Origin of the sequence: Pseudomonas sp. FSL R10-2189 (assembly GCF_009600325.1) — a bacterium.
Lineage (GTDB): Bacteria > Pseudomonadota > Gammaproteobacteria > Pseudomonadales > Pseudomonadaceae > Aquipseudomonas > Aquipseudomonas helleri.
Genome location: NZ_WIVZ01000005.1, coordinates 165848 through 189307, shown reverse-complemented (window position 1 = coordinate 189307; position 23460 = coordinate 165848). Strand labels below are relative to the sequence as shown.

Here is a 23460-nt window from a genome sequence, read left to right as displayed (position 1 = left end):
ACATCCTCACTGGAGAGGATGCGGTCAAAATTACTCATCATTGGCCGTAGCCTCCGCCTTGGAAACACTGGCGTATTCAGGTTTGAGTTTGCCGTCTTCACCGAGCAACCAAGCGTCCATGACCGAGCGCACCACCGGCGACGCCACACGGCTGCCGGCCTCGCCGTTTTCGATCATGACCGAGACCGCAATCTGCGGGTTGTTCGCCGGGGCAAAGCCCACGAACAACGCGTGGTCACGGTGACGCTCCTGAACCTTGGACCGGTCGTACTTTTCACCTTGTTTGATTGCGACCACCTGGGCCGTACCGCTCTTGCCCGCGATCAGGTACTGCGCGCCGACACCGGCGACTCGCGCCGTACCGCGAGCGCCATGCACTACCTGCTGCATGGCGTGGTTGACCTTGCCCCAGTTGGACGGGTCCCGCAGCACGATGTCGGGCATGGGGTTGGGGTCTACCGGCGGCACGCCCTCGATGGTCTTGGCCAGGTGCGGACGGTTCCATTTGCCTTTGCTGGCAATCAGCGCCGTGGCCTGGGCCAACTGCAAAGGGGTGGACTGCATATAGCCCTGGCCGATCCCCAGAATCAGGGTTTCACCCGGGAACCAGGCCTGGCGGCGGGTTGCACGTTTCCACTCGCGGGACGGCATCAACCCGGCCGACTCTTCGAACATGTCGAGGGAGACTTTTTGACCAATGCCGAACTGATTCATGTAGGTCGATAAACGGTCGATGCCCAGCTTGTGGGCCAGGTCATAGAAGTAGGTGTCGTTGGAGCGCATGATCGCGCTGTCCAGATCGACAAAGCCATCACCGCTGCGGTTCCAGTTACGGTACTTGTGATCGTAATTGGGCAGTTGGTAATAACCGGGGTCAAACACCCGCGTACTGGCCGTCACCACACCGCTGTCCAGCCCGGCAATCGCCACGGCGGGTTTGATGGTCGAACCCGGCGGGTACAAGCCACGCAAAATGCGGTTGAACAGCGGGCGGTCAATGGAATCACGCAGCTCGGCGTAAGCCTTGAAGCCGATACCGGTCACAAACAGGTTGGGGTCAAAGCTCGGCTGGCTGACCATGGCCAGCACTTCGCCAGTCATCGGGTTCAGTGCAACCACCGCCCCACGCCGACCGGCCAAGGCTTCTTCAGCCGCCTCTTGCAACTTGATGTCCAGGCTCAGAACGATGTCTTTGCCCGGAATCGGGTCGGTGCGCTTGAGCACCCGCAGCACACGGCCGCGAGCATTGGTCTCGACCTCTTCGTAGCCGACCTGGCCATGCAGCTCGGCTTCGTAGAAGCGCTCTATACCGGTTTTACCAATGTGATGGGTGCCGCTGTAGTTAACCTTATCGAGGGTTTTGATCTCTTTCTCGTTGATCCGACCCACATAACCGACCGAGTGCGCAAAATGCGCCCCTTGCGGGTAGTGGCGGACCAATTGCGCAACCACCTCAACCCCAGGCAAGCGGAACTGGTTAACAGCAATCCGGGCAATTTGCTCTTCATTGAGCTCGAACAGAATCGGCACCGGCTCAAACGGCCGCCGCCCCTGCTTTGTGCGCTTTTCAAACAACGTGCGGTCTTCAGGGGTGAGCTGCAACACCTCAACGATAGTGTCGAGCACCTGATGCCAGTCGCCCGCACGCTCGCGGGTCATGGTCAGGCTGAAGCTGGGACGGTTGTCGGCGATCACCACGCCATTGCGGTCATAAATCAGGCCGCGGGTCGGGGGGATCGGCTGCACATGTACCCGGTTATTCTCTGACAGTGTGGAGTGATAGTCGTACTGCACCACTTGCAGGTAGTACAGACGCGCAATCAGTACGCAAATCAGGGCCAACACCAACAGAGCGCCGACCACGACACGGCTGCGCACCAGACGTGCGTCTTTTTCGTGGTCCTTGAGGCGAATTGGCTGGGTCATTCCGGGGGCGCTGAGCTATTTGTGATAAGGGTGCCCGGACAATACCGTCCAGGCGCGATACAACTGCTCACCGATCAGAATCCTTACCAACGGGTGCGGCAACGTCAACGGCGACAGCGACCAGCGCTGATCGGCGCGGGCGCAGACTTCTGGCGCCAACCCTTCCGGGCCGCCGACCATAAAGTTCACCGTACGCGAGTCGAGGCGCCAGCGGTCAAGTTCAACCGCCAGTTGCTCAGTACTCCAGGGCTTGCCATGCACTTCGAGGGTGACGATCCGCTCCCCCGGGCCGACTTTGGCCAGCATGGCCTCGCCTTCCTGACGGATGAACCGGGCCACGTCGGCATTCTTGCCACGGGTATTGAGCGGTATTTCTACCAGTTCGAGCGCCAGTTCGGATGGCAGACGCTTGGCATACTCGTGCCAACCTTCTTCCACCCACTTGGGCATACGCGAACCGACAGCGATCAAACGCAAGCGCACAGCGAACCCTTATTCCTGGTCTTTGTTGAGCTTGGTGAAATGCTCATGGGTGTTTTCCGGACTGTGGTGCGCAGCGCTTTCAGCACGGCTTTGTGCAGCACCGGCCCACAGACGCTCCAGGTCGTAGAACTGACGTGCGCTGGCGGTCATCATGTGCACGATCACGTCGTCCATATCCAGCAGTACCCAGTCGCTGTCGCCCTTGCCTTCTTCGCCCAGCGGCTTGACGCCCTGTGCTTTAACGGCTTCACGGACCTTGTCGAGCATCGCGCCGATCTGACGGTTCGAAGTACCGGTGGCGATGATCATGAAGTCAGTGATGCTGTGCTTGTCACGTACGTCGATAACCTGGATATCCTGGGCCTTGACGTCTTCCAGGGCCGCTACAGCGACTTTCACCAGTGCTTCGCCAGCCAGTACTTCACCCGTGTGGGCGGCAACTGGCAACGGGGCGCTTTTGAAGGTGCCTTTGCGCTTTACTTTGCTTACATCTTTATTTGTCATATAAAACTCGTTTTGCTCGTATGTTCAGCGGCTTCAATACACGTCAAATCGCGCCTTGAAACACGCCTTTTTTAGTTCGACGCACGGTAAAGCCCGTGCGCATCGATGTAGGCCAGGACCGCGTCGGGCACCAGATAACGTACCGACTTACCGCTGGCCAGCAGTTGACGGATCTGGGTGGCGGATACCGCGAGCGGTGTCTGCCAGACGAATGCAATCTGTCCGCTCGGCCCCTTCAGGGCCAGCGGGTCGCTTACCGAGCGCGCTGCCAGCAGGTTGCGCAAGGCATCCGGCGGTTCGCTGTCGGCATCCGGGCGCTGTAGCACCAGGATGTGGCAATGCTGGAGCAACTCTTCCCAGCGGTGCCACATGGGCAGGCCGCAAAATGCGTCCCAGCCCAGCAATAAAAACAACTGGTCATCCGCGGCCAGCTCGGCCCGCATCAGCTCCAGGGTATCAATGGTGTAGGACGGTTTGTCCCGTTGCAGCTCCCGTGGGTCCACTACCAGCGTAGCGACTCCTGCGACGGCGCACTCAACCATCGCCAAACGGTCGAGCGCCGACACCTGCGGGGTGTCACGGTGCGGTGGCCGGGCATTGGGGGTCAGGCGCAGCTCATCGAGCGCCATCATTTCCGCTACCTCTAGCGCACCGCGCAAATGCCCGATGTGCACCGGATCAAACGTGCCCCCCAGCACACCAATGCGCCGGGGTAACACGTCGTTGACCTGCACGTTGCCTGAAGGGCTAAGTTCGCCCAAGTCAGCTCGGCTCCTGGCCGCGCAACTGGCCATCACCGACCACGATGTACTTCTCGCAGGTCAGACCTTCGAGACCCACCGGGCCGCGGGCGTGCAGCTTATCAGTAGAAATGCCAATTTCAGCACCCAATCCGTATTCAAATCCATCTGCGAAGCAGGTCGGGGCGTTGAGCATCACCGAACTGGAGTCCACTTCGGCGATAAAACGCCGGCATTCGCCCTGATGCTCGCTCACGATCGAGTCGGTGTGGTGGGAGCCATAGTGATTGATGTGCTCAATCGCCTGGTCCAGGCCATCAACGATACGGATCGACAAAATCGCCGCCAGGTACTCGGTGTGCCAGTCTTCTTCGCTCGCCGGGGCCACGTCAATCAGCGCCTGGGTGCGTTCGCAGCCGCGCAGTTCGACGCCCTTGGCGCGAAATTGTTCAGCCATGGCCGGCAAAAATTGCGCCGCCACGGCCTGGTCGACCAGCAGGGTTTCCATCGCGCCGCAAATACCATAACGGTAGGTTTTGGCATTGAAGGCAATCCGCTGGGCCTTGGGCAGGTCGGCATGGGCACTGACGTAGACGTGGCAGATACCGTCCAGGTGCTTGATGACCGGCACGCGGGCGTCACGGCTGACGCGCTCGATCAAGCCCTTGCCGCCACGCGGTACGATCACGTCGACGTACTCAGGCATGGTGATCAATGCGCCCACGGCGGCACGGTCGGTGACTTCAACCACTTGCACCACGGCCGGCGGCAGCCCGGCCTCGGCCAGACCTCGCTGGATGCAGATCGCAATGGCGCGGTTGGAATGAATCGCCTCGGAGCCGCCGCGCAAGATGGTCGCGTTACCGGACTTCAAACACAAGCTGGCCGCATCGATGGTCACGTTCGGACGCGACTCGTAGATGATCCCGACGACACCCAACGGGACGCGCATCTTGCCGACCTGGATACCCGATGGACGGTAGCTCATATCCCGGATGGCACCGATGGGGTCCGGCAGACTGGCCACTTGGCGCAAGCCGACAATCATGCTGTCGATGCGTGCCGGGGTCAGCGCCAGGCGCTCCAGCATCGCGGGCTCGAGGCCGTTGGCCCGGCCGGCGGCCAAGTCCAGTTCGTTGGCGGCAGTCAGCTCCTCGCGGGCAGCGTCCAGTGCGGACGCAGCGCCTTGCAAGGCACGGTTTTTCTGCGCGGTGCTGGCACTGCCGATCACTCGGGAGGCTTCGCGGGCAGCGCGACCCAGGCGGGTCATGTAGTCAAGAACGGACTCAGTCATGGTCTCAATGGTCTTGGCAGAGGGGAAAGCGGCCGATTATAGCGGTCCCGCCGTCTCACGCACAGCGGTGACAGGCGGATGGTCGAAATGGACGGCAAATAGTCTCTGTTCAGCCCCGATTAAGCACGAGTTGCTATGATCTGTAACTTTTCTGCCATCTTATGACCCCGCTGACGATGCCAACGATGCTCCCTGACGCCTTTTTCGACCGCGACGCCCAGCTTGTCGCGCGCGAACTGCTGGGCAAAGTCATCCGCCATCGGGTCAACGGCCTGTGGCTGAGCGCCCGGATTATCGAAACCGAAGCGTATTACTGCGCCGAAAAAGGCAGCCATGCCTCACTCGGCTACACAGAAAAACGTAAGGCTTTGTTTCTGGATGGCGGGCACATCTACATGTACTACGCCCGCGGCGGCGACTCGCTGAACTTCAGCGCCCAGGGCCCCGGCAACGCCGTGCTGATCAAATCGGCCTACCCGTGGGTCGACGCGCTGTCTGGCCCGGACAGCCTGGCGCAGATGCAACTCAATAATCCTGACGCACAGGGCCAGCCGCGCCCGGCGCAAAAGCTGTGCGCCGGGCAAACCCTGCTGTGCAAAGCATTGGGCCTGAAAGTGCGCGAATGGGATGCCAAACGTTTCGACCGCGAACGATTGTGGGTTGATGACGTCAGAGAGCGACCGTCACGCATCCTGCAGACCACCCGCCTGGGCATCCCGCACGGTCGTGACGAACATTTGCTGTACCGGTTTGTCGACGCCGACTACGCGGCGTACTGCACCCGTAACCCGCTGCGCCGTGGCCAGGTTGAGGGGCAGGATTACCTCGTTTTAGAAAACACCGCCCTCTTGTAGGAGCGAGCTTGCCTCGCGATCTTTTTTAAAGATCAAAAGATCGCGAGGCAAGCTCGCTCCTACAGGGGTAGCTGATCCTCTACAAAAAACAAAAGGAAGTTGAAGTATGGGCCCATGGCTCGATAGCGTTACCAGTTGGCTCACCACCAACCCGCAATGGCTGGGCCTGGCCGTTTTTATCGTGGCGTGCGTGGAATGCCTGGCCATTGCCGGGATCATCGTGCCCGGCACGGTGCTGTTGTTTGCAATCGCAGTGCTGGCCGGTAGCGGCGCCCTGTCGCTGGGCCAGACTCTGCTGCTAGGCTTCCTCGGCGGCTTGCTGGGCGACATGTTGTCTTACGCGCTGGGCAGACGTTTCCATCAAAATATCCGGCGCTTGCCTTTGCTGCGCACCCACCCGGAATGGATGACCGGCGCCGAAAACTACTTTCAGCGCTACGGCATCGTCAGCCTGATCGTTGGCCGTTTCATTGGCCCGCTGCGGCCCATGTTGCCGATGGTGGCCGGGATGTGCGACATGCCGCTGCCGCGCTTCATTCTGGTCAGTTTGCTGGCCGGCGCTGGCTGGTCGGTCGCTTACCTGCTGCCGGGCTGGGCGACGGGGGCGGCGATCCGCTTGCCGCTGCCTGAAAACTTCTGGCCACAAGCTGCCATCGTCGCCGTCAGCATCGCCGCCCTGCTGGGCCTGAGCATCCACGCCAACGTCCGCCGCCAACCCAAAGCCACACTGCTGATCGGCACCCTGAGCCTGGCGCTGCTGGTGGCGGTGTTCTTTGGCTACACGCACATGGCCGCGTTCGATCAGGGCATCAGCGCCCTGGTGCAAGAACATCGCAGCAGCACCATGGACATGCTGGCCGTGCTGGTGACGCAGATCGGTAACTTCCGCACGCAACTGCTGGCCGCCGCCCTGGTGTGTGCGTTGCTGTTCTTCAACAAACAATGGCGCGCCTTGATCTTCTTTGGCGGGGTCACGCTGTTTACCGCCATTGCCAACACCGCCACCAAGCACTTCTTCGCGCGCATGCGCCCTGACGTGCTACTCGACCCGCTGACCAGCTACAGCATGCCCAGCGGCCACAGCTCTGGCTCGTTTGCGTTCTTTTTGGCCCTGGCGATTCTGGCGGGCCGTGAAAAACCGCAACGCATGCGCATTACCTGCGTGCTGATCGGCTGTTTGCTGGCCATGACCGTGGCCATGTCACGGATTTACCTGGGCGCTCATTGGCCAACTGACATCATGGCGGGCGCGTTCCTGGCCATCACCGTCAACGCCTTCGCCCTGGCCTTGACCCAGCGTTACATGGTGCTTACGCCGGTGCCGGTTAAAGTTTGGTGGATGATCTTGCCGTCATGCGCAGCGCTGTATGGCTTTTTCATGCTCAGCCATTTGTCCAAGGAACTGCTGCGCTACGCCTATTAAGGGGCCTGTAGGAGCGAGCTTGCCTCGCGATCTTTTGATCCGGAAAGGACACCGCTCAATTAAGCATCTCGCCCTGCATCTCTTCGAGCAGGGCCTGGATCCCGTCGAGGCGCTGCTGCGGGTCGTCCACTTGCAGCAGATCGACCTTGTCTTCTTCGGCAAAGGGCAGCAGGTAGGCCAACTGGTTGGCCAATGATTGCTGCCCAGTAACCTCGGTGTTCATGTTCAGCGCGGCAACCATCGGGTGTTCAGCCAGGGCTTTGAGCAAAGCCAGCAGGTCCTGGTCCTCGTCCTGCAACGGCTGCTCCGGGATCTCGTCCAGCCAATGCACGTCGGCCACCAGCAGGTTGTCACGCTGCAACTCGGTGTTCAGCACCTCAAAACGCCGGCCACCCTCGACGCGGATCCCCAGCAGGCCGTTATCCTGCTTCTGGAAATCACTCACCCGCGCTTCACACCCAATCCCGGCGATATCGGGCTCGATGTCGCCGGTTTCGCTGCCCTCCAGAATGCACACCACACCAAAACCGCTGCCTTGCTTCATGCAGCGGGCAATCATGTCCAGGTAACGGGCTTCAAACACTTGTAGATCCAGCACGCAGCCCGGGAAAAGGACGGTGCTCAAGGGGAACAATGGCAGCTTCATACAACCCTCCTTACACCACGAGGGTCACGGCCAGCGGCAGAAAGACCGCCGTGCCTACGCCCATTAGACTCATTGCCAAGGCCGCAAAAGCACCCGCCTCTTCGCCTTCGTGCAATGCCACTGAAGTGCCCACCGCATGGGCCGTCATGCCCAGCGCCATGCCACGGGCTTCAGGGCTGTGCACCTTAAGCAGGTTCAACAGGGGTGGGCCGAAAATGGCCCCGATCACCCCGGTGATCAACACAAACACCGCCGCCAGCGCCGCCACACCGCCAATTTGTTCGGCCACCAGCATGGCAATCGGCGAGGTCACGGATTTAGGCGCCAGGGTCATCAGCACCATGTGCTCGGCACCAAACCACCACGCCAACAGCACCACCAGGCCGGTCGCAAATACGCCGCCTATGACCAGCGTAGTAAAAATAGGCCAGAACAGCTGGCGGATTCGCCGCAGGTTCAAGAACAGCGGCACCGCCAGCGCGACCGTAGCCGGGCCCAGCAAGATGGTGAGAATGTCGGTGCTTTTGCGGTATTCGTCATAGGTCAGCCCGCAACTGACCAGCACCCCGATCACCAGCAACATGCTGGCCAGCACCGGCTGCAGAAAGATCCAGCGGGTTTTCTCGTACCCGGCGAGGACCAGTTGATAAGCCCCCAGGGTAATGCCGATGCCAAACAACGGGTGATGGATCACCGACTGCCAGGCACTTTGCCATTCAACACTCATGGTCGCTCCTCACGGTTGGCGTGAGGCTTGAGCAAGCGCTGCATCAAGACGCCGACGAACGCCATGGAGATCAACAACGACAACACCAGCGCCCCGGCGATGGCCCAAAAATCAGCGGCAATATCGGCGGCATACACCATCACGCCCACCGCAGGCGGCACCAGCAGCAAGGGCAAGTAACGCAAAAGACCTTTGGCCGCTTCGTTCAGGGGCTCGCTGACCTGGCCACACACCAGCAAATACACCAGTAGCAGCAACAGACCGATAATCGGGCCGGGCAGTACCGGAATGAATAAGTGGTTGAGGGCGGTGCCCAGCAATTGAAACAGCACCAGCCACGTCAGGCCGCGTAACAACATGTCATCTCTCCAGCGATCTTTTTCGCGCAGCATTATAAGCACGTCCCGACACCGCTCACCGAAGCGGATCACTTTCTGCTACCAGCTGTACTGAAAAACACAATATCTGCGCATGTTTCATCTGCCCCTATAGACAGCTTTTTTTGCTTCGGCATACTCGGCAGCCTAACTATCCGGATCCCGCTATGCGCCCACTTGCTCCCCTTGCTTTGACCCTGCTACTGACGGCCTGCGGCGATGGCGAATCGCTATTGCCGCCTGACGCACGCCTGCCCGATGGCGGCCGTTACCGGGGCGAAGTGGTCAATGGGTTGCTGCAAGGCCAGGGCCGTATCGACTATCCAAACGGCAGTTGGTACGCAGGCCAGTTCAAAAATGGCCAATGGCATGGCCAGGGCGAGTGGCACGGCAGCAACGGCGAGGTCTATATCGGCCATTTCGAGCAGGGCCTGTTCAATGGCCAAGGCAGCCTGACCACCCACAACAGCAGCTATGTGGGGGGCTTCAAGAACGGCCGTCGCGAAGGCGAAGGCACGCTCAAAGAAGGCAGCATGAGCTATCGCGGCGAGTTCCACGATGACGAGTTTTCCGGGCTCGGCCATCTGGAACTGGACGACGGCAGCCAGTACGAGGGCCAGTTTGCCAACGGCAAGCCCAACGGCGAAGGCAAGCGCAGCGACTCAACCGGCAATGAATTCAGCGGGCACTTCGTCAACGGCCAGCTCGAAGGCAACGGTACGTTCAACAGCGCTGACGGCGACCAGTACGCCGGCGGGTTCAAAAATAACCAGTTAAACGGCAAAGGCCGCTATGAAAACGCCGACGGCGACGTCTGGATCGGTGACTTCAAAGACGGTGCACTGACCGGCAAAGGCGAACTGATCGGCGTCGATGGCAGCCACTATCGCGGCCAGTTCAGCGAGTGGCGCTTCAATGGCCCCGGCCACTTGAGCATGACCGATGGCAGCACCTACATCGGCGACTTTGCCGCAGACACCTATCAGGGCAACGGCACGCTGACCGCCAGTGACGGCACCGTCGAAAGCGGTTTCTGGATCAATGGCCAGCGGGTTCGCGACGCCCAGGGCGGCCTGCTGCCCGATACCCTGGAACTGGGCCTGCTCAACCAGGGCCAATTGCTGAACCAGGCACTGCAAGCGGTCCCGGCCTCAACCCCGGCCATTGAGTTGTACAGCCTGGTGGTTGCGGGCGACGGCAAACAAAGCGTTTTCATGCGCGAAGCCGACTACGTGACCGACATGCTCGCCAGCCGTTTCGGCAGCCGCGGCCACATCACCCTGGTCAACCATCGCGACCATCTGATGGACCGCCCCATGGCCACCCGTGAAAACCTGCACCGCGCCGCCAAAACCCTGGCCGAGCGCACCGGGCCGGAAGATCTGGTGTTTATTTACCTGACCAGCCACGGCACCCAGGACCATGAACTGGTACTCGACCAGCCGCGTCTGGAGCTGGCAGACCTGCCCGCCGATGAACTCGCCGCAGCGCTGGAGCCATTGAAAAACCGCGACAAGGTCATTGTGATTTCATCGTGCTATTCGGGCGGCTTTATCCCCGCGCTCAAAGATGAAAGAACCCTGATCATGACCGCCTCGCGCACCGATCGTGTGTCATTTGGTTGCTCTGAAGAAGCCGATTTCACCTACTTCGGTAACGCCTTGTTTGCCCAGGCGCTGAACCAGACCGATGACCTGCAAAAAGCCTTCAAGCTGGCTAAAGAGGCCATTGCTGAACGCGAACAAACTGACGGCTACGAGGCGTCAGAACCGCAAATGTGGGCGCCAAAAGGCGTGCTGAATCACTGGCAACGTCTGCGCCAGCAACAAGCCAAACGGGCTTTGCAATAAATCAGTTGAACAGCAAGCCCTCAAAGAAGGACTAAGCTGAATGTATCAAGGGAGAACTCGCATGTACTTGACGCCTCAGCACATTCTGCTCGCAGGAGCCACCGGCCTGACCGGCGAGCTTCTGCTCGACCGCCTGCTCAACGAACCTACCATCAAGCGCGTACTGGCCCCCTCGCGCAAACCATTGGCGGCTCACCCGCACCTGGAAAACCCCGTGGGTGACCCGGCCGTATTCTTGCCGCAACTGAGCGGCCCGGTAGAGGTGGCCTTCTGCTGTCTGGGCACCACCATCAAACAGGCAGGCTCAGAAGAAGCATTCCGCGCCGTGGATCACGACATGGTTGTAGCCTTTGCCAAGCGCGCCCTGGAAATGGGGGCAAAACACCTGATCGTCATCAGCGCAATCGGCGCCGATCCAAAATCCTCAGTGTTCTACAACCGGGTCAAAGGCGAGATGGAGCAATCGTTGCGCGCTCAAAATTGGCCGCAATTGACCATCGCCCGCCCGTCATTACTGATTGGCGAGCGCCAGGAAGAGCGCCCCGTAGAAAAAATTGCCGGCACCCTGTCCAAGCTGATTCCGGGCAAGTACCACGGCATCGAAGCCTGTGAACTGGCCCGGGCCTTGTGGCGACTGGCGCTGGAAGAGCAAAAAGGTGTGCGGGTGGTTGAATCGGATGAGTTGCGCAAGCTGGGTAAATAACCGCCGCGGCTACTTAAGCGGCGCCTGGACCGGGCAATAAAAGCCCGGTATCAAAGGCCGCCGCTGGCTTGAAACCCGACACCCAGCACAGTGAGCACTGACAACGGCAGCAGCACCGTGTCCAGCACAGCGCTGGCCGGTAAGTCGAGCCCCGGATAGCGCGGCGCTTGCGCGCCAAAACGATCCTGCGCACAGCACCCGCCTTGCAGTGCATACCAGTCCAGCCGCGTACCGGAATAGACAATCGGCGCCCCCGGCTTGGCAGCGTCCAGCGTACGAACGCTGGCGCAGCCGCCGAGCTGCATCAGCAGCAACAGGGTCAGCAGTGGCTTAGTCATTACTGCCCAGATGATGCTCGCCCCAACGCGGGAGCATGTCTTGCGGGATATTCAGCAGATTCAGAATGCGCGCGACCATGAAATCCACCAGGTCATCAATGGTCTGCGGCTGGTGATAAAAGCCAGGGGATGCGGGCAATATAACGGCCCCCATGTTCGACAGCTTGAGCATGTTTTCCAGGTGGATACTAGAATACGGCGCCTCACGCGGCACCAGAATCAATTGGCGACGCTCTTTAAGCGTCACGTCCGCGGCCCGCTCAATCAGGTTGTTGCAAGCGCCTGTGGCAATCGCTGACAACGTACCCGTCGAACACGGCACCACCACCATGGCCGCCGGTGCTCCAGACCCGGACGCCACGGGCGACATCCAGTCTTCCTTGCCGTAAACGCGAATCTGCCCTGCGGCAGCGCCCGTGTATTCGGTCAGAAAGGTCTGCATGGCTTGTGGCTTGGGTGGCAAGTTAACGTCCGTTTCAGTCGCCATTACCAGTTGCGCGGCCTTGGAGATCAAAAAATGCACCTCGCGATCTTCGCGCACCAGGCAATCGAGCAGCCGCAACGCGTAGGGCATGCCCGACGCGCCGGTCACGGCCAGGGTAATGCGTTCCGGGCCGCTCATTGCAGCGCTTCCGCCAGCTTGCCATGCAGACCGCCGAAGCCGCCGTTGCTCATGATCACCACGTGGGTGCCCGGCTTGGCCTGGGCTTTCACATCGGCAATGATCGCCTCCAGCGAATCACACACCAGCGTCGGCACCGAGCTTGAAGCCACAGTCGCGGCCAGGTCCCAACCGAGGTTAGGCGGTGCGTACCAGACCACGTGATCCGCTTGGGTCACACTGCCAGGCAAGCCGTCACGGTGGGCACCAAGCTTCATGGAGTTGGAGCGTGGCTCAATCACAGCGATCAACGGCGCATCGCCGATGCGTTTACGCAGGCCGTCCAGCGTGGTGGCAATCGCCGTCGGGTGGTGTGCAAAGTCGTCATAAATAGTGATGCCCTGCACCTCAGCGACTTTTTCCATGCGGCGCTTCACGCTTTTAAAGACGCTCAAACCGTCGATCGCCAAACTCGGCACCACGCCCACATGGCGCGCGGCGGCCAAGGTTGCCAGGGCGTTGGCAACGTTGTGCTGGCCGGTCATGTCCCATTCAACGATGCCTTGGGCGACGCCTTCAAACAGCACCTCAAAGCGCGAGCCGTCTTCACTCAGCAATTTGGCTTGCCATTGACCGCCCTCACCGGTGGTTTGCACCGGGGTCCAGCAGCCCATTTCGATCACCCGCTGTAAAGCAGGTTCGGTGGTCGGGTGGATGACCAGGCCTTCACCGGGGATGGTGCGCACCAAGTGGTGGAATTGGCGCTCAATCGCTGGCAAGTCCGGGAAGATGTCTGCGTGATCGAACTCAAGGTTATTGAGGATCGCGGTGCGCGGGCGGTAGTGAACAAATTTTGAGCGCTTGTCGAAGAATGCGCTGTCGTATTCATCGGCCTCCACGACGAAGAACGGCGTATCGCCCAGACGCGCCGACACGGCAAAGTTCTGCGGCACACCGCCGATCAAGAAGCCTGGCGCCATGCCCGCGTGCTCTAGCACCCAGGCCAGCATGCTGCTGGTGGTGGTTTTGCCGTGCGTACCGGCCACGGCCAGTACCCAGCGCCCTTGCAACACGTGATCGGCCAGCCATTGCGGGCCCGACACATACGGCAGGCCTTTATTGAGCACGTACTCAACCGCCGGGTTGCCCCGTGACAGCGCGTTGCCGATGACCACCAGATCCGGCGCCGGATCGAGCTGTTGCGGGTCGTAGCCTTGAGTCAATTCAATGCCTTGAGCTTGCAGCTGGGTGCTCATCGGCGGATAGACGTTAGCGTCAGAACCGGTAACGTGATGGCCCAGTTCTTTGGCTAATACCGCCAGCGAACCCATGAAAGTGCCGCAAATACCAAGAATATGAATGTGCATAGTCGACCTCGTAAATCATCGGCGAAGGGTAGCGTAGGGGGCTTTTTTTCGCACCTGATGATTCTCGTTGAGGGCTAAACCCGACGCGCAACCTTGTAGCCGCTGACAAAGCATGAGGCTGCGATGGGTTGCGCAGCAGCCCCAAACGGCGGTCCTGCGGCCCGCATCGCAGCCTTCGTGCCTCGACAGCGGCTACAGGTTTCTCTCTATCCCATGCCGGCGCAGCTTTCTGTATAGCGTATTGCGGCTGACACCCAACTGCGCGGCGGTTTGGGTCATGTGCCAACGGTGCTGCTCCAGCGCGGCCAACAAGGCGAGTTTTTCGGCGTCTTCCAGCGGGTTGTCGGAGCAAGGCGGCAGCGGTTTAAGCGGCCCCTGACGAATCGCCACCGGCAAGTCGTCAAACTCAATCACCTCGCCTTCACACAACGCCGCCAAGGTGCGCAGCACATTGCGCAGTTGGCGAACGTTGCCCGGCCATTGAAAGTGCAGCAACGCCTGACGCGCCGCCAGGCTGATCGTCAACCGCTGCCCGCCCGCTTCCTGGGCCAGTAAAAAATCTAACAACTGCGATTTATCGGTGCGCTCGCGCAACGCCGGCAAGCCCACTTCCAGACCATTGAGGCGGTAGTACAAGTCTTCGCGGAAGCTGCCGTCGGCTACGCGTTCCAGCAAGTTGCGGTGGGTCGCGCTGACAATGCGCACGTCAACCGTCTGCGGCTCGCCGCCAATCGGCACCACCACGCGGTCTTCGAGCACCCTTAACAGACGGGTTTGTAGCACCAGCGGCATGTCGCCAATTTCGTCCAGAAACAACGTCCCGCCATCGGCCTGCTGCAATTTGCCCTGCATGCCTTCTTTGCGCGCCCCGGTAAAGCTGCCACCGCTATAACCAAACAGCTCGCTTTCGATCAGGCTCTCGGGGATCGACGCGCAGTTCAGCGCCACAAACGGCTTGCTGGCCCGCAGGCTGGCCTGGTGCACGGCCTTGGCAAAGGCCTCTTTGCCTGAGCCGGTTTCGCCGTTGATCAACAACGGCACGTCACGCTCAAACACCCGCAGCGCCCGGCGAAAATCACTTTGCAGGGCTTCATCACCCAAGCAGATCCCGCCCGCCGGCACCCGCACTGGCACTGGCACTGGCGCAGGTACTGGCGCCACCCACACCGGTATTGCGCGAGGCTGGCCACGCAGGGCGGCAAACAACAGGCGACCATCGCGGCTGCGCAGCGGCCAACTGGCCGTGGCCTGCACACTGGCGCGGGCGAACAGTTCATCCGCGCTGCAATCGAAAATGCTGTCCACCGCTTGCCCGAGCAAACCGCGACGGGTCTGCCCCAACAGGTTCAGTCCGCTTTGATTGACGCCACAGATCACGCCATCACCGTCAAACGCCAGCATGCCTTCACTGAACAGGCCCACCGATTCGGCCTGTAAATGAAAGCGCAGTAACCATTGATGTTCGTATTGGCGCAGGAAGTAACTGCTTTCGATGGTCTTGGCCGAGAGATTCACCAGTGCCATGGTGTGGAACTGGCTCTGGCGCGAGGCTTCATGACGCGCCGAAGACACGTCCAGCACGGCCAGCAGCTCGCCGTGCGGATCAAACACCGGGCTGGCCGAACAGGTCAGGCCGGTGTGGCGGCCACGAAAATGCTCGTCCTGATAAATGCTCAAGGCCTGGCGCTCTACCAGGCAGGTGCCGATGCCGTTGGTGCCTTCGCGGGCTTCACTCCAGTCGGCCCCCAACCACAAACCTGCGTGCTCGAAGACTTTGCGCTCAGTGGGCGCAGTGATGCAGTTGAGGATGACCCCGCGGGCATCGGTCAACAGCACCGCATGGCCAGCGCCCGATAACTGCTGGTGCAGGCTGTTCATTTCGTGCCCGGCGATTTGCAGCACCTGCTGCAGACGCTCGCGCCCCTCAAGGATGCGGCTGTGTTCCAGTACCGTCGGGGCGATGTTTTGCGCGGGGTCGAGGTGGTAGTCCTCCAGGCAACGCTGCCAGGAGCGAACGATAGAAGGGTCACACCCTTGGGGGCGGCCCTGAATAACATTGATGACTTGTCGGGCGTGCCGATTTAAATCGGTACTGTGCATTTTTATTGTTCTCCGCTCTGTCACGACGACCCCACCGCGCAAAAAAAACCAGCCTTGTGCGACGCATGGGACTCAGTCCAAACCGAACAGCCAGCATCCTCTTGCGCTCGATGCATTGCAATCTCGAACTGACCCGTCGGTCACTTGTTGTGCCATTTTTGACACAACCTGCCACTCACGCTGTACCAGCCTTGTCACACTCGCCCTGCTTCAGCCCACCCCTGAAAACCTGCAAGCCCCGGTTTACAAGGGCTTGCGCTATTTGGCCCAGCCTTTGCTCCGGTATGGGGCAGCGCCACAGCGCGTCCTCCCATAAGCACAATAAAGCCAAGGAGACACTCCATGCGTTACGCACAACCCGGTACTGAAGGCTCGGTCATCACATTCAAGGGCCGCTACGGTAACTACATCGGCGGCGAATTCGTGGCACCGGTCAAAGGCCAGTACTTCACCAACACCTCGCCGGTCAACGGCAAGGCCATCGCTGAATTCCCTCGTTCCACTGCCGAAGACATCGAAAAAGCCCTGGATGCCGCCCACGCCGCTGCTGATGCCTGGGGCGCGACCTCCGTGCAGGCGCGCTCGCTGGTGCTGCTGAAAATCGCAGACCGCATTGAGCAGAACCTCGAACTGCTGGCCGTGACCGAAACCTGGGACAACGGCAAAGCGGTACGCGAAACCCTGAACGCTGACGTGCCGCTGGCTGCCGACCACTTCCGCTACTACGCCGGGTGCATTCGTGCACAAGAAGGCAGCGCGGCCGAGATTGATGGCAACACCGTGGCTTATCACATCCACGAGCCGCTGGGCGTGGTCGGCCAGATCATCCCGTGGAACTTCCCGCTGCTGATGGCCGCCTGGAAACTCGCCCCGGCATTGGCCGCCGGTAACTGCATCGTGCTCAAACCGGCCGAGCAAACCCCGCTGAGCATCACCGTGCTGATGGAACTGATCGGCGACCTGCTGCCACCGGGCGTGCTTAACGTGGTGCAAGGTTTCGGCAAGGAAGCGGGCGAAGCGCTGGCCACCAGCAAACGCATCGCCAAAATCGCCTTCACCGGCTCCACGCCGGTGGGCTCGCACATCATGAAATGCGCGGCAGAAAACATCATCCCGTCGACCGTCGAGCTGGGCGGCAAATCGCCGAACATCTTCTTCGCCGACATCATGCAGGCCGAGCCGACCTTTATTGAAAAGGCTGCAGAAGGCCTGGTGCTGGCGTTCTTCAACCAGGGCGAAGTGTGCACCTGCCCTTCACGCGCACTGATTCAGGAGTCGATCTACGACGACTTCATGAAAGTGGTGATGAAGAAAGTCGAGTCGATCAAACGTGGCGACCCGCTGGACACCGACACCATGGTCGGCGCCCAGGCGTCCGAGCAGCAATTCGACAAGATCCTGTCCTACCTTGAAATCGCCAAGGTCGAAGGTGCCGAGTTGCTGACCGGCGGCCAGGTGGCCAAGCTCGAAGGCGATCTGTCGACGGGTTATTACATCCAGCCGACCCTGCTCAAGGGCACCAACAAAATGCGCGTCTTCCAGGAAGAAATCTTTGGCCCGGTGGTCAGCATCACCACCTTCAAAGACGAAGCCGAAGCGCTGGCGATTGCCAACGACACCGAGTTCGGCCTGGGCGCTGGTTTGTGGACCCGCGACATCAACCGCGCCTACCGCATGGGCCGCGCGATCAAGGCGGGCCGAGTGTGGACCAACTGCTACCACCTGTACCCGGCGCACGCCGCGTTCGGCGGCTACAAAAAATCCGGTGTTGGCCGTGAAACCCACAAAATGATGCTCGACCATTATCAGCAGACCAAAAACCTGCTGGTGAGCTACGACATCAACCCGCTGGGCTTCTTCTAACCGCCCTACCCCTGTAGGAGCGAGCTTGCCTCGCGATCTTTTAAAAGGTCAAAAGATCGCGAGGCAAGCTCGCTCCTACAAACGGGCCGGTGGCCCGGCTCTTGCTTTGCTCCCTGTCAAATTTTCCAAACAATAAAAGAACAGGTGATCTGAAATGCCTAGCGAACCCAATGCGGCTCCTGCAGCCAACTCCTCTGTCGACTTTGAAAAAGTTGACTCCGAATACTTTCAACAACGTGAACTGAAAAAAGGCGCTGCCGGCTGGGTCCTGCTGGTGGGCCTGGGCGTGGCGTACGTGATCTCCGGCGACTACGCCGGGTGGAACTTCGGCCTGGCCCAGGGCGGCTGGGGCGGGATGTTTATCGCCACCCTGCTGATGGCCACCATGTACTTGTGCATGTGCTTCTCGCTGGCCGAACTGTCATCGATGATCCCCACCGCAGGCGGCGGCTACGGCTTTGCCCGCAGTGCTTTCGGGCCGTGGGGCGGGTTTTTGACCGGCACCGCCATCCTCATTGAATACGCCATCGCCCCCGCCGCCATTGCGGTGTTTATCGGGGCGTATTGCGAGTCGCTGTTCGGTATCGGCGGCTGGATGATTTACCTGGCCTTCTACATCATTTTTATCGGCATCCACATCTTCGGCGTCGGTGAAGCGCTCAAGCTGATGTTCATCATCACCGCCGTGGCGGCCATTGCCCTGGGCGTGTTTCTGGTCGCGATGGTGCCGCACTTCAGCGTCGCCAACCTGCTGGACATCCCCGTCACCCAAGCCAAGGGCGCCAGTTCGTTCCTGCCGTTTGGTTATGTTGGCGTGTGGGCGGCCATCCCCTATGCGATCTGGTTTTTCCTCGCGGTCGAAGGTGTGCCGCTGGCCGCCGAAGAAACCAAAAACCCCAAGCGCGACCTGCCCCGCGGCCTGATTGGCGCCATGCTGGTACTCGCCACCTTTGCCCTGTTGATCCTGTTCATCGGCCCGGGCGGCGCCGGTGCCCACCACTTGATGGCCTCGGGCAACCCACTGGTTGAAGCGCTGAGCAAAGCCTATGGCGGCTCGACCTGGATGGGCAGCTTCGTCAACCTGGTCGGCCTGGCCGGTTTGATCGCCAGCTTTTTCTCGATCATTTACGCCTACTCGCGTCAGATCTTCGCCCTGTCCCGTGCAGGCTACTTGCCACGCAAGCTGTCTGAAACCAACAAGAGCAAAGCCCCGGTATTGGCGCTGATCATCCCCGGCATTATCGGCTTTGGCCTGTCGCTGACCGGCCAGGGTGACTTGCTGATTCTGGTGGCAGTGTTTGGCGCGACCATTTCGTACGTACTGATGATGGCCGCGCACATCACCCTGCGCATCCGTCGCCCCAAAATGGAGCGTCCTTATCGCACGCCGGGCGGTATTGTCACTTCAGGCACCGCTTTGGTGCTGGCCTGCGTGGCCGTGGTCGCCGGATTCCTGGTGGATCCACGCGTAGTGATTGGCGCTGCGGTGATCTATGGCGTATTAATTGCCTACTTTGCTTTTTACAGTCGACACCATTTGGTCGCCGGTACGCCGGAAGAGGAATTCGCAGCCATCCAACAGGCTGAGCAATCCTTGCACTAGTCGCTGAAAAACCCGCCAGGCGCACCGCGTCTGGCGTTAAGGAGCACCTTGTATGGCAACTTTTTCTCACGCGGTGGGGACACAGACCTACCGTTTTGACAGCCTCAAAGACGTCATGGCCAAAGCCAGCCCGGCCCGTTCCGGGGACTTTCTGGCCGGTGTTGCCGCGACCAATGATGGCGAACGCGTCGCGGCGCAAATGGCATTGGCTGACATCCCGCTCTCGTACTTCCTGCAAGAAGTGCTGATCCCTTACGAGTCCGACGAAGTCACCCGGCTGATTATCGACAGCCATGACCGGCTGGCTTTTGCCACGGTCAGCCATTTGACCGTGGGCGGCTTTCGTGACTGGCTGCTCAGTGACGCCGCTGACGAACACACGCTGCGCGCATTGGCCCCCGGGCTCACCCCGGAAATGGTCGCGGCCGTGTCGAAAATCATGCGCGTACAGGATTTGATTCTGGTGGCGCAGAAGATCCGCGTCGTCACCCGGTTTCGCGGCACCATGGGCTTGCGCGGGCGTTTGTCGACCCGTCTGCAACCCAACCACCCCACCGACGATCCGGCCGGTATTGCCGCGAGCATTCTCGACGGCCTGCTCTACGGCAATGGCGACGCGATGATCGGCATCAACCCGGCCACCGACAGCATCGCCTCGATCTGCGACCTGCTGAACATGCTCGACGCGATCATCCAGCGCTATGACATCCCGACCCAGTCCTGCGTGCTGACCCACGTCACCACCTCCATTGAGGCGATCAACCGTGGCGTGCCGCTGGACCTGGTGTTTCAGTCGATTGCCGGCACCGAAGCGGCCAACGCCAGCTTCGGGATTAATCTGAATGTGCTGCAGGAAGGTTACGAAGCAGGCTTGAGCCTCAATCGCGGCACGTTGGGCAACAACTTGATGTATTTCGAGACCGGGCAAGGCAGCGCACTGTCGGCCAACGCGCATTTCGGCGTTGACCAGCAAACCTGCGAAACCCGCGCCTACGCCGTGGCCCGCCACTTCAAGCCATTTTTGGTCAATACCGTGGTCGGCTTTATCGGCCCCGAGTACTTGTACAACGGCAAACAGATCATTCGCGCCGGGCTCGAAGACCACTTTTGCGGCAAGTTGCTCGGCGTGCCGATGGGCTGTGACATTTGCTACACCAACCACGCCGAAGCCGATCAGGACGACATGGACAACCTGCTGACGCTGCTGGGCGTGGCCGGGATCAACTTCATCATGGGCATTCCGGGGTCGGACGACATCATGCTCAACTATCAGACCACGTCCTTTCATGACGCACTCTATGCCCGAAAAACCTTGGGATTAAAGCCTGCACCCGAATTCGAACACTGGCTGAGCCAGATCGGAATTTTCACCCAGAACGATGGCCGGATTGAATTTGGTCATCAATTGCCGCCTGCGTTCCGTCAGGCGCTGGCCCATTTGGGAGGGCGCTGAGCATGGCCACCGACACCCTTAACCCGTGGCTCGAACTGCGCCGCCTGACCCCGGCACGTATTGCCCTTGGGCGCACCGGCACGAGCATGCCGACCCAGGCGCAACTGGACTTTCAATTTGCTCACGCCCAGGCGCGGGACGCGGTGCATTTGCCGTTTGATCATGCCGGGCTGAGCAGCCAATTTGCTGAACTGGGGCGTGACAGCCTGCTGGTGCACAGCGCCGCCAGTGATCGCCACAGCTACCTGCAACGGCCTGATCTGGGGCGCAAACTCAACGACGCCTCGGCGCAACAGTTGCGCGACTATGCGCAGGCCAACACGGGCGGCTTCGACGTTGTTGTCGTAGTCGCCGACGGGTTGTCCGCGTTGGCGGCTCATCGTCACACCGTGCCTTTTTTAGCCCGCATGCAGGAGCACTTCAGCACTGAAGGCTGGCGCCTGTCGCCGGTGGTGCTGGTGGAGCAAGGCCGGGTCGCCATCGCCGACGAGATTGGCGAACTGCTGGGCGCCAAGATGGTGGTCATGCTGATTGGCGAGCGCCCAGGGCTCAGCTCGCCGGACAGCCTCGGGTTGTACTTCACCTACGGGCCGAAGGTGGGTTTGACCGACGCGTATCGCAACTGCATCTCCAACGTCAGGCTTGAAGGCTTGAGTTACGGCATGGCCGCTCATCGGCTGGCGTACCTGATGCGCGAAGCCTGTCGGCGGCAGTTGTCGGGGGTCAACTTGAAGGACGAGGCCCAGGTACAAACCCTGGACGTGGCCGCGCCCAACGAAAATTTCCTGCTAAAAGACGCGTAATCACGCGCAAAACCCTCTGTAGGAGCGAGCTTGCCTCGCGATCTTTTGATCTTTAAAAAACAAAAGATCGCGAGGCAAGCTCGCTCCTACACGTTTGGTCAAGCAGAACTAATACATGCTTCGCTACAAACTCAAGCAGCACAATTTGTCTCAATCCGTATAATCCCCCGGAACCAGAATGTACGAAAAAACTACATTCGTTGTAGTTAACTACCTACTCCCCCGCACAGACCTGCTGAGCCGGGTCATCAAGACAGGTGCCTTACATGGATTTCAACCCTATCGACATTATCCTGCACCTCGATGTGTACCTGGACATGCTGGTAAGAAACTACGGTGTATGGATTTACGCCATCCTGTTTCTGGTGATCTTTTGTGAAACCGGGCTGGTGGTCATGCCATTTTTGCCGGGTGATTCGTTGCTGTTTATCGCCGGCGCCGTTGCCGCGGGCGGTGGCATGGACCCGGTATTGCTGGGCGCGCTGTTAATGCTGGCGGCGATTCTGGGTGACAGTACCAACTACGTCATCGGACGAACGGCAGGGGAACGCTTATTCAGTAACCCCGACTCGAAGATCTTCCGTCGCGACTACCTGCAAAAAACCCACGATTTCTATGAGCGTCATGGAGGCAAAACCGTGACTATGGCGCGCTTCCTGCCGATCTTCCGCACCTTCGCGCCGTTCGTGGCCGGTGTGGCCCGCATGTTCTACCCGCGCTTCTTCATGTTCAGCGTGTTCGGCACCATCCTGTGGGTCGGCGGCCTGGTCACCCTGGGTTACTTCTTCGGTAACGTGCCGTTCATCAAAACCAACCTGTCGCTGCTGGTGGTGGGCATCATCGTGCTGTCGCTGGTGCCGATGATTATTGGTGTGATCCGCAGCCGTTTCGGACGCAGCCCTTCCAAAGCCTGATCGGAGAACGGCAATGTGGTCGCTGAGTGAATGGAGACGCCAGCGGATTCTGGCGCAGCACCCGGTGGCGGAGGACGTCTGGCATGACGTGCGCCACCACCTGAGTATTCTTGACGGGCTGGACGACGCGCAGGACAAATGGCTGCGCGAAAGCAGCGTGTTGTTCCTCCAGCAAAAACACCTGACGCCCATGCCCGGCGTCGAGCTGACCGAAGAAGGCGAGCTGCTGCTCGCCGCACAGGCGCAACTGCCCTTGCTCAACCTGGGCGATCTGGACTGGTACCAGGGCTTTCACGAGATCGTCCTGTACCCCGATGACTTCGTCAGCCCCCAGCGCCACCGCGACTCCAGTGGCGTAGAACACGTGTGGGAAGGCCATCACAGCGGTGAAGCATGGCAACACGGCGCGGTGATTCTGGCCTGGCCGGGCGTACTGGCCAGTGGTCACTGGGAAGGTTACAACCTGGTCATTCACGAGTTGGCGCACAAGCTGGACATGCTCAACGGCGCCGCCAACGGCATGCCGCCGCTGCACAGCAACATGCAAGTGACAGACTGGACGAAGGACATGCAGCAAGCCTTCGACCACCTCAACCACTATCTGGACCACCACAACCCGGACCACGCGCCCATCGACCCGTACGCCGCTGAAAACCCGGCCGAGTTTTTTGCCGTCACCAGCGAGTACTTCTTTAGCGCACCCGACCTGCTGCACCATGTCTATCCGCTGGTGTATAAGCAGCTCAGCCTGTTTTATCGGCAAGACACCCTGGCCCGGTTACGCAGGCTACAGAGTGAACACCCGGATTACCGTGCACATCACTGATACCGCCAGACGTGACGTGGTTGCAGGAATACGCCTATAATCGCCGCCACTTTTTGGCCACATCG

At 60.2% G+C, this 23460-nt stretch carries 22 protein-coding genes; 10 read left to right on the top strand and 12 right to left on the bottom strand.

Annotation, left to right across the window (positions count from 1 at the left end; translation table 11 throughout):
- Positions 1–30: 30 nt before the first annotated feature.
- The 5 genes from mrdA to GHO32_RS06465 all read right to left on the bottom strand — a co-directional run bounded on the left by mrdA (position 31) and on the right by GHO32_RS06465 (position 4947).
- The gene (gene mrdA, locus GHO32_RS06485) at positions 31–1926 is read right to left on the bottom strand and encodes a penicillin-binding protein 2 (protein WP_153335843.1); all 1896 of its coding nucleotides are present in this window, start codon (positions 1924–1926) and stop codon (positions 31–33) included.
- A gap of 15 nt (positions 1927–1941) precedes the next feature.
- Entirely contained in the window at positions 1942–2409 is a 468-nt protein-coding gene (rlmH, locus tag GHO32_RS06480; RefSeq protein WP_003444191.1) for a 23S rRNA (pseudouridine(1915)-N(3))-methyltransferase RlmH, read from the bottom strand.
- A gap of 9 nt (positions 2410–2418) precedes the next feature.
- A complete protein-coding gene (gene rsfS / locus GHO32_RS06475; RefSeq protein WP_048389663.1) occupies positions 2419–2913 on the bottom strand; it encodes a ribosome silencing factor in 495 nt (164 codons plus the stop codon).
- Positions 2914–2984: 71 nt separating this feature from the next.
- A complete protein-coding gene (nadD, locus tag GHO32_RS06470; protein ID WP_227024833.1) occupies positions 2985–3707 on the bottom strand; it encodes a nicotinate-nucleotide adenylyltransferase in 723 nt (240 codons plus the stop codon).
- Entirely contained in the window at positions 3676–4947 is a 1272-nt protein-coding gene (locus GHO32_RS06465) for a glutamate-5-semialdehyde dehydrogenase (protein WP_153337985.1), read from the bottom strand. The genes nadD and GHO32_RS06465 overlap by 32 nt, the downstream gene beginning before the upstream one ends.
- 161 nt (positions 4948–5108) lie before the next feature.
- Here GHO32_RS06465 and GHO32_RS06460 point away from each other — a divergent pair, with 161 nt between their 5' ends.
- Both GHO32_RS06460 and GHO32_RS06455 read left to right on the top strand, forming a co-directional pair.
- On the top strand, positions 5109–5801 hold the full coding sequence (locus GHO32_RS06460) for a DNA-3-methyladenine glycosylase (RefSeq protein ID WP_088500368.1): 693 nt from the start codon (positions 5109–5111) through the stop codon (positions 5799–5801).
- 106 nt (positions 5802–5907) lie between these two features.
- Positions 5908–7224 carry a bifunctional DedA family/phosphatase PAP2 family protein gene (locus GHO32_RS06455; RefSeq protein WP_153336381.1) on the top strand — a complete coding sequence of 439 codons (1317 nt, stop codon included), beginning with the start codon at positions 5908–5910 and terminating at the stop codon, positions 7222–7224.
- Positions 7225–7279: 55 nt separating this feature from the next.
- On the opposite strand, the gene GHO32_RS06450 is transcribed toward GHO32_RS06455, so the two are convergent.
- From GHO32_RS06450 to GHO32_RS06440, 3 genes are read right to left on the bottom strand one after another with little or no spacing between them, the layout of a single operon-like run.
- Entirely contained in the window at positions 7280–7870 is a 591-nt protein-coding gene (locus GHO32_RS06450) for an LON peptidase substrate-binding domain-containing protein (protein WP_153336382.1), read from the bottom strand.
- Between the two features lie 10 nt (positions 7871–7880).
- Complete coding sequence (locus GHO32_RS06445) at positions 7881–8597, bottom strand: LrgB family protein (RefSeq protein WP_123751705.1); 717 nt, start codon at positions 8595–8597, stop codon at positions 7881–7883.
- Positions 8594–8956: a CidA/LrgA family protein gene (locus GHO32_RS06440; protein WP_048367660.1), complete on the bottom strand. Its 363-nt coding sequence runs from the start codon at positions 8954–8956 to the stop codon at positions 8594–8596. Before GHO32_RS06440 ends, GHO32_RS06445 begins: the two co-directional genes overlap by 4 nt.
- Before the next feature lie 185 nt (positions 8957–9141).
- On the opposite strand from GHO32_RS06440, the gene GHO32_RS06435 reads away from it, so the two are divergent.
- On the top strand, positions 9142–10824 hold the full coding sequence (locus GHO32_RS06435; protein ID WP_048367661.1) for a C13 family peptidase: 1683 nt from the start codon (positions 9142–9144) through the stop codon (positions 10822–10824).
- A 61-nt stretch (positions 10825–10885) separates the two neighbouring features.
- On the top strand, positions 10886–11527 hold the full coding sequence (locus GHO32_RS06430; protein WP_048367662.1) for an oxidoreductase: 642 nt from the start codon (positions 10886–10888) through the stop codon (positions 11525–11527).
- 50 nt (positions 11528–11577) lie between these two features.
- On the opposite strand, the gene GHO32_RS06425 is transcribed toward GHO32_RS06430, so the two are convergent.
- The 4 genes from GHO32_RS06425 to GHO32_RS06410 all read right to left on the bottom strand — a co-directional run bounded on the left by GHO32_RS06425 (position 11578) and on the right by GHO32_RS06410 (position 15933).
- On the bottom strand, positions 11578–11865 hold the full coding sequence (locus GHO32_RS06425) for a YceK/YidQ family lipoprotein (RefSeq protein ID WP_153336383.1): 288 nt from the start codon (positions 11863–11865) through the stop codon (positions 11578–11580).
- The gene (gene ubiX, locus GHO32_RS06420) at positions 11858–12487 is read right to left on the bottom strand and encodes a flavin prenyltransferase UbiX (RefSeq protein ID WP_048367666.1); all 630 of its coding nucleotides are present in this window, start codon (positions 12485–12487) and stop codon (positions 11858–11860) included. Before ubiX ends, GHO32_RS06425 begins: the two co-directional genes overlap by 8 nt.
- Positions 12484–13833 carry a UDP-N-acetylmuramate:L-alanyl-gamma-D-glutamyl-meso-diaminopimelate ligase gene (gene mpl, locus GHO32_RS06415; protein WP_153336384.1) on the bottom strand — a complete coding sequence of 450 codons (1350 nt, stop codon included), beginning with the start codon at positions 13831–13833 and terminating at the stop codon, positions 12484–12486. The genes ubiX and mpl overlap by 4 nt, the downstream gene beginning before the upstream one ends.
- Positions 13834–14025: 192 nt before the next feature.
- A complete protein-coding gene (locus GHO32_RS06410) occupies positions 14026–15933 on the bottom strand; it encodes a sigma-54-dependent Fis family transcriptional regulator (protein WP_153337986.1) in 1908 nt (635 codons plus the stop codon).
- A 342-nt stretch (positions 15934–16275) separates the two neighbouring features.
- Here GHO32_RS06410 and GHO32_RS06405 point away from each other — a divergent pair, with 342 nt between their 5' ends.
- The 6 genes from GHO32_RS06405 to GHO32_RS06380 all read left to right on the top strand — a co-directional run bounded on the left by GHO32_RS06405 (position 16276) and on the right by GHO32_RS06380 (position 23395).
- Positions 16276–17796, top strand: coding sequence for an aldehyde dehydrogenase family protein (locus GHO32_RS06405; RefSeq protein WP_153336386.1), 1521 nt, complete (start codon positions 16276–16278; stop codon positions 17794–17796).
- Between the two features lie 154 nt (positions 17797–17950).
- Positions 17951–19399, top strand: coding sequence for an ethanolamine permease (gene eat, locus GHO32_RS06400; protein WP_153336387.1), 1449 nt, complete (start codon positions 17951–17953; stop codon positions 19397–19399).
- A gap of 52 nt (positions 19400–19451) precedes the next feature.
- On the top strand, positions 19452–20852 hold the full coding sequence (locus GHO32_RS06395; protein WP_153336388.1) for an ethanolamine ammonia-lyase subunit EutB: 1401 nt from the start codon (positions 19452–19454) through the stop codon (positions 20850–20852).
- Between the two features lie 2 nt (positions 20853–20854).
- The gene (eutC, locus tag GHO32_RS06390; protein WP_153336389.1) at positions 20855–21655 is read left to right on the top strand and encodes an ethanolamine ammonia-lyase subunit EutC; all 801 of its coding nucleotides are present in this window, start codon (positions 20855–20857) and stop codon (positions 21653–21655) included.
- Between the two features lie 266 nt (positions 21656–21921).
- Positions 21922–22569: a DedA family protein gene (locus tag GHO32_RS06385; protein WP_153336390.1), complete on the top strand. Its 648-nt coding sequence runs from the start codon at positions 21922–21924 to the stop codon at positions 22567–22569.
- Between the two features lie 13 nt (positions 22570–22582).
- Entirely contained in the window at positions 22583–23395 is an 813-nt protein-coding gene (locus GHO32_RS06380; RefSeq protein ID WP_153336391.1) for a zinc-dependent peptidase, read from the top strand.
- Positions 23396–23460 lie beyond the last annotated feature (65 nt).